Origin of the sequence: Enterococcus sp. DIV0682, from assembly GCF_051712685.1 — a bacterium.
GTDB lineage: Bacteria > Bacillota > Bacilli > Lactobacillales > Enterococcaceae > Enterococcus > Enterococcus faecalis.
The window spans coordinates 667492-680309 of sequence record NZ_JBIOPK010000001.1; the positions used below are offsets into that span (position 1 = coordinate 667492).

Genomic DNA, 12818 nt, shown 5'->3' on the forward strand with positions numbered 1-12818 from the left:
GTTTTTTATCCAATAATAATTTTTTCTGAAGGGTATTCGTAGCCTAAGTCACGTGTTTCTTTTGGTACAAAAATCATTAAGGTATAAAGCATACCAATACGTCCAATAAACATCAATAAGGCAATCATTAATTTACCTACTGTTGTTAAATCGTCTGTAATGCCCAAAGAAAGACCGGTTGTCCCAAAGGCAGAAGCGACTTCCACAATGATTGAAATCAAGGGCAGATTTTCAGTGGCTGACAAAAAGACGACAGCGAAAAAGCACATAATCAAAGACAACATGAAGACGACAATCGATTTTTTGACATCATCGTCATCTATTTTACGGCTAAAGACGCTAATATCATCTTCACTTTTTAAAAAGGCTAACAAATACAAACCAATAATCGCAACAGTCGTTGTTCGAACACCACCACCAACAGAGCTAGGACTACAACCAATAAACATTAACACAGAAAAAATAATCAATGTTGTGATTTGGAAGTCCCCTAAATCATTAATTTGGAGGCCAGCGTTTCGTGTAGTCATCGAATAAAACATCGAACTTACCCAACGGCCACTTTCATTCATTGTCAAAAATAGGTGATCTTTTTCTAATAAGTAAATCAAAATAGTCCCACCAATAAACAGAACAATAAACGCTAGCAAAGCAATTTTACTAAACAATGAGAAGCGGAAAGGCAAGCCTCGTTTCTTCTTGCGAAAGTTCTTTTTCTTAAAATGTAACCACTCATGAATTTCCAGTAAAACGGGAAATCCAATCCCGCCGATAAAAATTAAGAACATAATTGCCAGTAAAAAGAGATAATCATGAGCAAAAGGAATAATTGAATCACCTGAAATATCAAAGCCTGAATTAGTTACTGCAGAAATAGCTTGATAAAAGCCATAAAATATCGCATCTCGCCAGTTCGTATAATAACCACTTATATAAAAATAAAGCGAAAAGAGCGAGCCGAAGATTACTTGGAACCAAATTAAAATCAAAAAAGTGGTGCGGATCAGTCGAACAATTCCGCTCAGTCGCGGCTGATTCATGTCAGTCATAATTAACTGACGTTGCTTTAATGTGATTCGCCGTTTTGATAAAATAAAAAAGACCGTTGAAATCATCATAATCCCTAAGCCACCAACTTGGAAAAGAACCTCCAATAAGACAATCCCACGATCATTAAAAACCGAATTAATATCGACTGTGGTGAGTCCAGTAACGCTGACTGTACTGATTGCTAAGAAAAATAAATCAATAAAAGGAACATGCGAGTCAGGTTCTCTGAAAATAGGGAGGCAAAACAATAAATAAGAAATAACCGTCATTAATATGTAGTAAGCGACGATGATTTGAATAGATGAAAAATTTTTGCGAATAAATCGATCGCTTTTTCGCTGTGCCAGCCACAGCAAACGTGTATGGTTCACTAGATAACCTCCCAATTCTAATTAAACTAAGTATACCAAAACTTTTCGCCTCAAACGAATAATTCTGCCAGAAAATCCTTGAAATGACAAATAAAAATAAGAAATTCGTTAGAAATAATTGGAAAACATCCACAAACAAGCGAGAACATGATATTTTATGAAAGAATAGAAAAATAGGTTGTTCCCCAAACAACTTATTAATAATTGGTCAGTTTGTCTAACGATACAACTTTAAAAAGTAGTGGTAGCTTTTTTATTTCGGTTGATATGTGAATGTGTTCACTTTATGTAACAAACTGTTATTTTTATTCAAATGAAAAATAAGAAATTGTGTTGGTAGAAATCAATAGTTTATAAGGTGGGAAAACAATGAAAAAAGTGTTAATGGGAGTTCTTTCCCTAGGGTTATTATTAGGTGCAGCAACAGGTTGTACAAGCGATCAAGAAAAAGCTGCTGGTAAAACAAAAGCATCTTCTGAAAAAACAGAAGCAACATCTGGTGCCTCTGCTAATGGTTATACAGATCCAAGTGAACTAAAAGACAGTTATGATGTTGTTATTGTTGGTTCAGGTGGTGCGGGGATGACCGCTGCATTACAAGCCAAAGAAGCTGGCATGAATCCAGTTATTTTAGAAAAAATGCCTGTTGCAGGTGGGAATACAATTAAATCGTCTTCAGGAATGAATGCTTCACAAACAAAATTCCAAGAAAAAGAAGGCATTAAAGATAGCAACGATAAATTCTTTGAAGAAACACTAAAAGGCGGTAAAGGAACCAACGATCAAGAATTACTACGTTATTTTGTTGATCATTCAGCTGAAGCAATTGATTGGTTAGATACAAAAGGAATTACATTGAGCAATTTAACGATTACAGGTGGAATGAGCGAAAAACGCACACACCGTCCTGCTGACGGATCAGCAATTGGGGGCTATCTAGTTGACGGTTTAGTACGTAACGTTCGCGAAGAAAAAATTCCATTGTTTGTTGATGCTGACGTCACAGACTTAGTTGAAGAAAACGGTCAAATTGATGGCGTAAAAGTGAAAATGAAAGATGATAAAGAAAAAACAGTTAAAGCAAAAGCAGTCGTTGTCACAACAGGTGGTTTCGGTGCCAACGAAAAATTAATTACACAATACAAACCAGAATTGAAAAACTATGTTACAACGAACCAAGAAGGAACAACAGGTGACGGTATCCAAATGATTCAAAAAGTTGGTGGTGCGTTAGTGGATATGAAAGAAATTCAAATTCACCCAACTGTTCAACAAAGCGATGCTTTCTTAATTGGTGAAGCAGTTCGTGGAGAAGGCGCAATCTTGGCTTCTCAAAAAGGAGAACGTTTTGTTAATGAGTTAGATACACGTGACAAAGTTTCTGCAGCAATCAATGCCTTACCAGAAAAATCAGCTTATTTAGTCTTTGACCAAGGCGTTCGCGACCGTGCAAAAGCCATTGATTTCTATGATCAAAAAGGTTTCGTGGAAAAAGGTGAAACGATTGAAGAATTAGCTGAAAAAATTGGCATGCCTGCCGATACATTGAAAGCAACGATTGATACTTGGAACCAAGATGTTAATGCCAAAGATGACAAACAATTTGGCCGGACAACTGGCATGGAAGCTGACTTAAGCACAGCCCCTTACTACGCAATTAAAATTGCACCAGGGATTCACCACACAATGGGTGGCGTGAAAATCAACACGAAAACAGAAGTTTTACGTGAAGATGGCACACCAATTAAAGGTCTATATGCTGCTGGTGAATTAACAGGTGGCTTACATGGTCAAAACCGTATCGGAGGCAATGCCATCGCCGATATTATCATTTATGGTCGTCAAGCAGGTACGCAATCAGCAGAATTTGCCTCTGCTCAAAAATAACTAGCATTAAAAAGTCTGAAATTGTAGTCAAATAACTACAATTTCGGGCTTTTTTATTGCATACTAGCAGGATCATTAGTTGTAGTATAAACAGCTCTGCTAAAATGACTTTGGCGTAGATTCTGTTTTTTTCAGAAAAATGCACGACCATTTTAGCTAAAAATACTGCTTTTTTGCTGAAAATATAGTAAAATACGTAAGGAACTAACGGAAAGGTGTAGTGAACATGGCTCAATTATTTTTCAAGTATGGCGCAATGAATAGTGGTAAAACCATTGAAATCTTAAAAGTAGCACACAATTACGAAGAACAAGACAAACCAGTTGTTTTGATGACCAGTGGACTAGATACACGTGATGGTGTCGGGAAAGTATCCAGTCGCATCGGATTACGCAGAGATGCTATTCCAATTTTTGAAGAAACCAATGTCTTTGACTTGATTAATGATTTGTCTTACAAACCTTTTTGCGTATTAGTCGATGAATGTCAATTTTTAAACAAGCATCATGTCATTGAATTTGCACGAATTGTTGACGAATTAGATATTCCAGTAATGGCATTTGGGCTAAAGAATGATTTTAGAAATGAATTATTTGAAGGCTCAAAGTATTTACTTTTATATGCAGACAAATTAGAAGAATTAAAAACGATTTGCTGGTTCTGTCATAAAAAAGCAACTATGAACTTGCACTATATTGATGGCAAACCCGTTTATGAAGGGGATCAAGTCCAAATTGGTGGGAATGAAGCCTACTATCCTGTTTGTCGCAAACATTATTTTCATCCAAAAACAGTGAATGAAGAACAGTAAGGAGAGACACTATGTACGATCAATTACAATCTATTGAAGATCGCTATGAGGAATTGGGCGAATTATTAAGTGACCCAGCAGTCATTAGCGATACAAAACGTTTCATGGAATTATCGAAGGAAGAAGCTAATACACGTGAGACGGTTGAGGTTTATCGCCGATATAAACAAGTTGTTGAAGGGATTAGCGATGCCGAAGAACTTTTAAGTGAAAACTTAGATGCGGAAATGGCCGAAATGGCGAAAGAAGAACTTTCTGATTTGAAAAAAGAAAAAGAAGTGTTAGAAGACCGCATTAAAATTTTATTATTACCAAAAGACCCAAATGATGATAAAAATATCATCATGGAAATCCGTGGTGCAGCCGGTGGCGATGAAGCCGCACTTTTTGCTGGCGACTTATTTAATATGTACCAAAAATATGCAGAAGCACAAGGGTGGAAAGCGGAAGTTTTAGAAGCGAACGTCACTGGAATCGGTGGATATAAAGAAGTAATTATGATGATTTCAGGAGATAACGTCTTTTCAAAATTAAAATACGAAAGTGGCGCTCACCGCGTGCAACGAGTTCCTTCAACAGAATCACAAGGACGGATTCATACATCGACAGCAACCGTTGTAGTTATGCCGGAAGCGGAAGAAGTCGAAATCGAATTAGCTGATAAAGATATCCGTGTCGATATTTATCATGCAAGTGGCGCTGGTGGACAGCACGTCAATAAAACCGCTTCGGCTGTTCGATTAACCCATTTACCAACAGGAATCGTGGTCGCAATGCAAGATGAACGTTCACAGCTAAAAAACCGTGAAAAAGCAATGAAAGTTTTGCGTGCTCGTGTGTATGACCAAATTCAACAAGAAGCACAAAGTGAATATGATGCTAACCGTAAATCGGCGGTGGGGACCGGAGATCGTTCAGAACGAATCAGAACGTATAACTTCCCACAAAATCGAGTAACGGATCATCGTATTGGTTTAACCATCCAAAAACTAGACCAGATTCTTGCTGGCAAATTAGATGAAATCATTGATGCATTAGTCTTATATGATCAAACATCGAAATTAGAAGAGATGCAAAATGGCTAAACGTTACTTTGAAGTCCTTAACTGGGCTTCTTCTTTTTTAGAGGCGCAAGGCAAAGAAGGCTATGCTATTCGCTATGTTTTTTTAGAACGTAAAGGTTGGGATAAAACGCAGTGGCTCCTGCATATGCAAGAAGAAATGCCCAAAGAAGAAGAGAAACAATTAAAAACGGATTTAGCCCAATTATTGACAGATTACCCAGCACAATATTTACTAGGACAAGCTGAATTTTATGGACATTCCTTTATTGTTAATGAACATACTTTGATTCCTAGACCAGAAACAGAAGAATTAGTCGAGCGTTGCTTAAAAGCCAATCCAGATACTCCTTTGACGGTCGTGGATGTCGGAACAGGGACAGGTGCCATTGCGATTAGCTTGAAACTGGCACGGCCCAACTGGCGAGTTATTGCCATTGATCTTTCAGAGAAAGCGTTGACTGTCGCTAAACAAAACGCGCAAGCATTAGGTGCTGGCATCGAATTTTATCATGGGAATGGCTTACAGCCAGTTGCTTCTGAAAAAATTGATCTGCTTATTTCTAATCCGCCCTATATTAGTGAACAAGAATGGCATTTAATGGATGCAAGTGTCCGAACGTATGAACCTAAAACCGCTTTATTCGCTGAAAATAACGGTTTGGCTTTATACCAACAATTAATTCATGAAAGTCAAACGATGCTTAAAGCAGACGGTAAAATTTATTTTGAAATAGGGTTTCAACAAGGCGCGGCCCTCCAAGAATTATTGAGCGCCGCCTATCCACAAAAAACAATTAAAATTGAAAAAGATTTATCTGGCAACGATCGCCTCGCGATAGCCGAGTAACTAAGGTTCTTCGTCGCCACTTTTCTAGAAGGAGCGATTTGCAATGGAAACAAAAAAATTAACCAAACAAGAAATAGCCCAAGCAGCAGCAGCCATTCAAGCAGGTGAGCTAGTGGCTTTTCCAACAGAAACTGTTTATGGCTTAGGTGCCGATGCCTTAAATGAAGCGGCAGTAAAAAAAGTTTACCAAGTAAAAGGCCGCCCCAGTGATAATCCATTGATCGTTCATGTGAACAACGTTGAAATGGTCAAAAAATACGTGGCGACCTTACCAGAAGTCGCTACAAAATTGGTGTCTGCCTTTTGGCCGGGACCATTAACTTTAATTTTTAATGTGCCTAGCGATACATTTTCTAAAACAGTAACAGGTGGTTTAGAGACAGTCGCTTTTCGTATGCCAGATAACCAAGCGACCTTAGCTTTGATTGAACAAGCCAATGTTCCATTGGTCGGACCAAGTGCGAACACTTCTGGCAAGCCTAGTCCAACATCTGCAGAGCATGTTTATCATGATTTGCAGGGGAAAATTGCTGCCATATTAGATGATGGCCCAACGCAGATTGGGGTGGAGTCAACGGTCTTGGATTTAACGGCGGAAGATGGTGTGCCAGTTATTTTACGACCAGGAGCAATTACCAAAGAGCAGTTGGAAAGCATTATTCCCCAAGTGAAAATCGATACACATTTAATTAGCGAAAATGCAGCACCCAAAGCGCCAGGGATGAAATACAAACACTATTCTCCTGATGCGGAAGTTTGGATTATAAGCGGTCAAACAGCAGAATGGCAAGCGGCGATTCAGCAAGCAAAAGAACAACAGGAAAAAATCGGCTTATTTTTAAGTGATGAACAGGCAGCACAACTAGATACAGAAAATGCGTTTGTTTATTCCTATGGTGCAGAAACGGTTGAAAATGCCACAAAAGAACTATTTGCAGGGTTAAGAGCGTTAGATGAGCAAGGAGCTACCACGATTTTTGCGCAAGGATTTGCAGAAACTGGTTTAGGCACTGCTTACATGAATCGCTTGAAAAAATCAGCTAATCAAAAATTTTTTGAAAAATAAGAGGTATTTGTAACGAAGCTGACACAGAAGTATGATACAATCAGACAAAAGAAAACAAAATGGAGTGTTGTTTGAATGGATTACAAAACGTATGACCCAGATTTATGGAATGCAATTGCAAGAGAAGAAGAGCGCCAAGAAAATAACTTGGAACTAATCGCATCTGAGAATGTTGTGTCAAAAGCAGTTATGGCTGCCCAAGGAAGTATTTTAACGAATAAATACGCAGAAGGTTACCCTGGCAAACGGTACTATGGTGGTTGTGAATTTATCGATATCGTAGAAAATTTAGCTATCGATCGTGCCAAAGAATTATTTGGTGCAAAATTCGCGAATGTACAAGCCCATTCAGGTTCTCAAGCCAATACAGCGGCATACCTTTCATTGGTTGAACCAGGTGATACCATTTTGGGGATGGATTTATCAGCTGGTGGTCACTTAACACATGGTTCGCCCGTTAACTTTAGTGGAAAAACCTATAATTTTGTCAGTTATGGAGTGGATCCTTCAACAGAAGTAATCGATTACGATGTTGTGCGAATTTTAGCAAGAGAACATCGTCCAAAATTAATTGTTGCTGGCGCAAGTGCGTATTCACGAACGATTGATTTCAAACGTTTCCGTGAAATCGCTGATGAAGTAGATGCCAAGTTAATGGTTGATATGGCGCATATTGCAGGCTTGGTAGCTTCAGGGTTGCACCCAAATCCAGTTCCGTATGCTGATATCGTAACAAGTACGACCCATAAAACATTGCGTGGTCCTCGTGGCGGTTTAATTTTGACAAATAGCGAAGAATTGGCGAAAAAAGTAAATAGTAGTATTTTCCCAGGCATTCAAGGTGGCCCATTGGAACATGTGATTGCCGGAAAAGCCGCAGCTTTTAAAGAAGCATTGGATCCAAGTTTTGCTGAATATAGTCAGCAAGTGATTGCAAATGCGCAAGCGATGACGAAAGTTTTCAATCAAGCGCCAGAAGCTCGTTTAATTAGTGGGGCAACAGACAACCACTTATTACTGATTGAAGTGACAGGTTTTGGTTTAAATGGAAAAGAAGCAGAAGCTATTTTAGATAGTGTAAATATTACTGTCAATAAAAATTCAATTCCGTTTGAACAATTAAGTCCATTTAAAACAAGTGGTATCCGTATTGGAACGCCTGCGATTACTTCACGTGGTTTTAAAGAAGAAGATGCGGTAGAAGTTGCTAAATTAATCGTTCAAGTTTTAAAATATCCAGAAAATACAGCAGTTCATGATGAAGTCAAAGCAGCTGTAGCAGCGCTAACTAAAAAATATCCATTATATAACTAACATCAGGGATAGCTGAAGCGCGATTCTCTGTACAAATAAGAGTCGGAGCTTAGGATTTAAGGAATTCAACTTGTGTCCTAGGCTCTTTTGTTTTACAATAAGAAAGAATAAAATAATGAAGGAGAATAGATATGGGAAAATTTCAAGTAATTGATCATCCGCTAATTCAACACAAACTAACAATGATTCGCGAAAAGAACTGTGGGACAAAGGTTTTCCGCGAAGTTGTCAACGAAATTGCTATGTTAATGGCTTATGAAGTATCACGGGATATGCCTTTAGAGGATGTTGTCATCGAAACACCGATGGGTAAATCAACACAAAAAACACTTTCAGGGAAAAAAGTAGCAATCATTCCTATTTTACGTGCCGGCATTGGCATGGTTGATGGGATTTTAGAATTAATTCCAGCAGCGAAAGTTGGACACGTTGGACTTTACCGTGATGAAGAAACATTGCAACCACATGAATACTTCGTGAAATTACCTGAAGACATTGCAAGTCGTCAATTATTTGTTGTTGACCCAATGCTAGCAACAGGTGGTTCCGCAATTATGGCCATCGATTCATTAAAAGAACGTGGTGCTAGCAACATTAAATTTGTATGTCTAGTGGCCGTTCCAGAAGGTGTGAAAGCTTTACAAGAAGCGCATCCAGATGTAGATATTTATACAGCAGCTTTAGATGAGCGCTTAAACGAAGACGGCTATATCGTTCCTGGTTTAGGGGATGCTGGTGACCGTTTATTTGGAACAAAATAATAACAAAAAACCGTTAGATAACCGATTATGGTTACTAACGGTTTTCTTTTGCTTGAAGAACTTTTCTAGGTGTATAATAAAAAATAAAAAAACAAAGGAGGAGCTATGAAAAAGAATAAAAAAGTCTTACACGCTATCGCTGTGATTGCTAGTGTGATGTCAGTTTTGATGTATGTTTCATATATTCCACAAATTTATGGAAATTTACATGGGGAAAAAGGCAATCCGACGCAACCATTAGTGGCAATGATTAATTGTATTTTTTGGACGATTCATGGGTTATATGGAGACGATGGAGAAACACGAGATAAGTCCATTATTTTTGCTAATGTGCCCGGAATTATTTTTGGTTTTTTTGCGTTTATTACAGCATTATAGTTTCCGACGAATTGGAAAGTATTCCAATTCTGTACATAAAAAAGAGCGGGGGAAATTTCCCACGCTTGAAGAATTAAATCTTTTTCAATTGTTTGTAATTAATAACAATCACACCATTGCTGTGCACCATTAAGTGATTGTTTTTTTGCGTTTCGTCAATTTCGACGACAGCGGCATTTTTTAATTGTTTCGTAACAACGCCTGTTTGTGGCTGTCCGTGAACAAGAAAAGTAACATGGGTGTCAACGGCGAAATCCTTACCAGCATCCGATGGAACAACAGGAGTAACCATACCATTAAAATTTGACATACAAAAAACCATCCTTTCTTGATATCTCTATTATACCACATTTTCAGAAAAAAGTTTGTAAAGTCGCTATTTGGCTTATTTTAAAGAGATTTTGCATAAATAAATAACAAACATACTTTACAAATAAAGTAGAAAGTCCTATAATAGATTTGTTTCAGGCCAGCTTAGCTCAGTTGGTAGAGCAACGCACTCGTAACGCGTAGGTCACAGGTTCGATCCCTGCAGCTGGCATAGATTGAAAAGACAGATACACCAAGCCGTAAAGGTAATAGGTATATCTGTCTTTTTTGTGTTTTGAAAGTTTTCGATGTCTAAAATTGCCTACTTATTAAAAATTAGTATTTAAAACGTGTTATTTTATAGTTCAAAAATATCATAATTATCAAATTTGTCACTCATTGATTTTTGAGAATTAGGGTATAAATGACCATAGGTACCAATGGTTGTAGTAATGGATGAATGACCTAATCGTTCTATTTAAATTGTTGAAAGACAATTTTAAAGAGACATACCTTAAACCTTTTGATAGTGCGGAATATGTATTGGGCATAAAAGGAATGATCCATTTACGGTTGCAAAAAATATTATATATGATTTATGCTGAATGTTTACTCAAAGGAGAAAAACTGTTTAAATAAAATCCTGTAGCTTTTACTTATGGACCAGTTTATTGGTCTGTATATCATAAGTATAAGAACGAAAATAAGCAAGTTGAAAAATCTGATATTTCGGAAACAACTGTAAAAAGTTTGTTAGATAATGAAAAATTAAATTGTTTAAATGATGCGATAATAAGGTTTTGTCTGTTACAGAGGGAAAAGAAGATTATGAAATTGTATCAGCGACTCATGCAAAAGACAGCCCATGGGAGTTAGTGTTTGAAGATGGTAAAAATAAAGAAATTACAGATGATTTGATTTTGAGTAATCATAATCAAGTGAAAAAATTTTTAGTTACAAATTAGTTAATTTGAATTGAAAGAGTAGAGTTCATGTATGAGCTCTATTCTTTTTTTTTATGAAAAATTACTAATGTTTCAATGATTGGTTGAATTTGTTGATAAAAAATTTTTTAGAAGGTACATACAATTTTAAATAGAAGTTTTGATTATTGTATAAATTTTTTTTGTTGATTTAAAAATTTATTGAACTAGCTGGGGAAAATAATACAAATAGAATAAAAAAATAATTATACAATAAAACTGTAAATATTAAAGGAGGAAAATGTAAATGAAAAAAATAAAAAAATATTTATCGTTAACAATGATTGTCACGTTGATTCTTATTAATTTTATTCAAATGCCAACGGCATTAGCTGTAGACTATAGTGATGGTTTTATAACAAAAGGAGAATTACAGGATACTGATGGAAATCCTAAGAATGAGTTTGAGATTGGTGAAACAATGATTGCTCATTATGAGTATAATATACCAGATGATGCAACGATAAAAGCTGGAGATACTATGACAGTTAAATTGCCAAAAGAATTGATTATAGCAAATGATACGTCATTCAATTTGGTAGATGATTTGGGCAATATAGTAGGAACAGCTAAATTAGATAAAACTACAGGTGAGGTAGTGATTACTTTTACTGATTACTATGAAACGAATACTGCCAATCGAAAAGGAAGGGAGCGTCAATAATTTTGTGTAAATAAATTGTCCTCCTGCAAAATAATTAGTTACTCAGTAAACATTGAAACTAATGTATCGGTTACCTGTTGAAAACCTTTATGGCTTCTGTTTAGAAATTTTTGATTGTATGTATCAAAAATGCTGACTAGAAAGCGTTCTAGTGATTCTTCATTTTGAAACTGCTCTTTTCTACGGCTGTATCTTTTAATTTGCTTATTGAAAGACTCGATTAGATTGGTTGAGTAAATGGTTCTACGAATGCTAGGTGGAAAATCATAAAAAGTTAATAAGTCTTGGTTTTCTATGAGTGACTGCGTCACTTTAGGATAGTTTTTCTTCCATTTCTCAATCATGCCGGATAAGAAGGTATTCGCTTCTTCTTTTGAGTTAGCTTGATAAACAGCCTTAAAGTCATCACAGATTTCTTTTCGGTCTTTGACACGTACTTTATGAGCGATATTACGAGATACATGGATACAACAATGCTGATATTTTGCTTTAGGATAAATTTGATGGATAGTATCTTTCATGCCTTTTAAGCCGTCCGTAATAAAAAGCAAGACTTCTTGAACTCCTCTGGAGTTAATATCCTGTAGCAGCTCATTCCAAACGTATGTTGATTCAGTTGGAGCAATCGCATAACTCAGTACTTCTTTAGTGCCGTCTTCTCGTATACCAATGGCAATATAAATCGCTTCTTTGGATACGGTTTGACGTTTTAGTGGAATGTAAGTAGCGTCCATAAAAATAGCGACATACTTATCATTTAAGGCTCTGGATTTAAAGGCATTTACTTCTTCAGTCAGAACTTTAGTCATGTTGGACATGGTTTGTGGAGTATAGTGATGACCGTACATTTTTTCGATCAAATCAGCAATTTCAGACATCGTAACACCTTTTTCGAATAAATGGATAATAGTGGTTTCCAATGTATCGTTTGTTCTTTTGTAGGCTGGTAAAGTTTGTTGTTTAAACTCACCATTACGATCTCTAGGTATTTCCAATGTTAATTCACCATATTCGGTTTTGATTGATCGAAAGTAAGAACCGTTTCTCGAATTACCTGAATTAAAACCAGTGCGATCATATTTTTCGTAATCTAAAAAAGCCGTTAATTCAGTCCGTAGGAGTGTGTTTATCGCTTTTTCTAAGTGCGAACGGAATAATTCATTTAAATCGCCTTTAGTGACTAGAGTTTGCACAATTTCTGTAGTAAAATCATTCATAGGGAAGTCCTCTTTTCTGTGAATTGGTTGTCGTTAACTTTATTCTACAGAAGCGACTTCCTTTTTTGTATGGATTTTTTCATTTACACAAAATAT

13 protein-coding genes and 1 tRNA gene are annotated in these 12818 nt (G+C 36.6%); 11 read left to right on the forward strand and 3 right to left on the reverse strand.

What is annotated here, in order from left to right:
- Positions 1-5 precede the first annotated feature (5 nt).
- Positions 6-1421 (reverse strand): Ktr system potassium uptake protein D, encoded by a 1416-nt coding sequence (locus IGK96_RS03260; RefSeq protein WP_002385738.1) that lies wholly within the window; start codon positions 1419-1421, stop codon positions 6-8.
- A 369-nt stretch (positions 1422-1790) separates the two neighbouring features.
- Between IGK96_RS03260 and IGK96_RS03265 the strand changes: the two genes are divergently transcribed.
- From IGK96_RS03265 to IGK96_RS03300, 8 genes are all read left to right on the forward strand, one after another.
- On the forward strand, positions 1791-3308 hold the full coding sequence (locus tag IGK96_RS03265) for a flavocytochrome c (protein ID WP_002356617.1): 1518 nt from the start codon (positions 1791-1793) through the stop codon (positions 3306-3308).
- Positions 3309-3534: 226 nt separating this feature from the next.
- Positions 3535-4119: a thymidine kinase gene (locus tag IGK96_RS03270; RefSeq protein WP_002356618.1), complete on the forward strand. Its 585-nt coding sequence runs from the start codon at positions 3535-3537 to the stop codon at positions 4117-4119.
- Between the two features lie 11 nt (positions 4120-4130).
- Positions 4131-5204 (forward strand): peptide chain release factor 1, encoded by a 1074-nt coding sequence (gene prfA, locus IGK96_RS03275; protein ID WP_002356619.1) that lies wholly within the window; start codon positions 4131-4133, stop codon positions 5202-5204.
- The gene (gene prmC, locus IGK96_RS03280; protein ID WP_070415724.1) at positions 5197-6030 is read left to right on the forward strand and encodes a peptide chain release factor N(5)-glutamine methyltransferase; all 834 of its coding nucleotides are present in this window, start codon (positions 5197-5199) and stop codon (positions 6028-6030) included. Before prfA ends, prmC begins: the two co-directional genes overlap by 8 nt.
- A gap of 43 nt (positions 6031-6073) precedes the next feature.
- On the forward strand, positions 6074-7096 hold the full coding sequence (locus IGK96_RS03285; RefSeq protein WP_033625648.1) for an L-threonylcarbamoyladenylate synthase: 1023 nt from the start codon (positions 6074-6076) through the stop codon (positions 7094-7096).
- Positions 7097-7171: 75 nt separating this feature from the next.
- Positions 7172-8410 (forward strand): serine hydroxymethyltransferase, encoded by a 1239-nt coding sequence (gene glyA, locus IGK96_RS03290; protein ID WP_113821029.1) that lies wholly within the window; start codon positions 7172-7174, stop codon positions 8408-8410.
- A 131-nt stretch (positions 8411-8541) separates the two neighbouring features.
- Positions 8542-9171, forward strand: coding sequence for a uracil phosphoribosyltransferase (gene upp, locus IGK96_RS03295; RefSeq protein WP_002356624.1), 630 nt, complete (start codon positions 8542-8544; stop codon positions 9169-9171).
- 105 nt (positions 9172-9276) lie between these two features.
- The gene (locus tag IGK96_RS03300) at positions 9277-9549 is read left to right on the forward strand and encodes a membrane protein (protein WP_002356625.1); all 273 of its coding nucleotides are present in this window, start codon (positions 9277-9279) and stop codon (positions 9547-9549) included.
- A gap of 73 nt (positions 9550-9622) precedes the next feature.
- Here IGK96_RS03300 and IGK96_RS03305 read toward each other — a convergent pair whose 3' ends face one another.
- The gene (locus tag IGK96_RS03305; RefSeq protein ID WP_002381528.1) at positions 9623-9859 is read right to left on the reverse strand and encodes a hypothetical protein; all 237 of its coding nucleotides are present in this window, start codon (positions 9857-9859) and stop codon (positions 9623-9625) included.
- Positions 9860-10017: 158 nt separating this feature from the next.
- Here IGK96_RS03305 and IGK96_RS03310 point away from each other — a divergent pair.
- The 3 genes from IGK96_RS03310 (at position 10018) to IGK96_RS03320 (ending at position 11505) form a co-directional block, all read left to right on the forward strand.
- A tRNA-Thr gene (locus IGK96_RS03310) sits at positions 10018-10090 on the forward strand.
- A gap of 568 nt (positions 10091-10658) precedes the next feature.
- Positions 10659-10823 carry a hypothetical protein gene (locus IGK96_RS03315; RefSeq protein ID WP_155282185.1) on the forward strand — a complete coding sequence of 55 codons (165 nt, stop codon included), beginning with the start codon at positions 10659-10661 and terminating at the stop codon, positions 10821-10823.
- A gap of 265 nt (positions 10824-11088) precedes the next feature.
- Positions 11089-11505, forward strand: a complete 417-nt coding sequence (locus tag IGK96_RS03320) for an Ig-like domain-containing protein (protein WP_438755824.1) — start codon at positions 11089-11091, stop codon at positions 11503-11505.
- A 38-nt stretch (positions 11506-11543) separates the two neighbouring features.
- Here IGK96_RS03320 and IGK96_RS03325 read toward each other — a convergent pair whose 3' ends face one another.
- Entirely contained in the window at positions 11544-12722 is a 1179-nt protein-coding gene (locus tag IGK96_RS03325; RefSeq protein ID WP_000997695.1) for an IS256-like element ISEf1 family transposase, read from the reverse strand.
- Positions 12723-12818 lie beyond the last annotated feature (96 nt).

Bases quoted from the DNA above. Each gene is read 5' to 3' on its own strand.
- IGK96_RS03300 (WP_002356625.1), top strand. From the start codon at position 9,277: ATGAAAAAGAATAAAAAAGTCTTACACGCTATCGCTGTGATTGCTAGT.
- IGK96_RS03325 (WP_000997695.1), bottom strand. From the start codon at position 12,722: ATGAATGATTTTACTACAGAAATTGTGCAAACTCTAGTCACTAAAGGC.
- IGK96_RS03265 (WP_002356617.1), top strand. From the start codon at position 1,791: ATGAAAAAAGTGTTAATGGGAGTTCTTTCCCTAGGGTTATTATTAGGT.
- glyA (WP_113821029.1), top strand. From the start codon at position 7,172: ATGGATTACAAAACGTATGACCCAGATTTATGGAATGCAATTGCAAGA.
- upp (WP_002356624.1), top strand. From the start codon at position 8,542: ATGGGAAAATTTCAAGTAATTGATCATCCGCTAATTCAACACAAACTA.
- prfA (WP_002356619.1), top strand. From the start codon at position 4,131: ATGTACGATCAATTACAATCTATTGAAGATCGCTATGAGGAATTGGGC.
- IGK96_RS03270 (WP_002356618.1), top strand. From the start codon at position 3,535: ATGGCTCAATTATTTTTCAAGTATGGCGCAATGAATAGTGGTAAAACC.
- IGK96_RS03305 (WP_002381528.1), bottom strand. From the start codon at position 9,859: ATGTCAAATTTTAATGGTATGGTTACTCCTGTTGTTCCATCGGATGCT.
- IGK96_RS03320 (WP_438755824.1), top strand. From the start codon at position 11,089: ATGAAAAAAATAAAAAAATATTTATCGTTAACAATGATTGTCACGTTG.
- prmC (WP_070415724.1), top strand. From the start codon at position 5,197: ATGGCTAAACGTTACTTTGAAGTCCTTAACTGGGCTTCTTCTTTTTTA.
- IGK96_RS03285 (WP_033625648.1), top strand. From the start codon at position 6,074: ATGGAAACAAAAAAATTAACCAAACAAGAAATAGCCCAAGCAGCAGCA.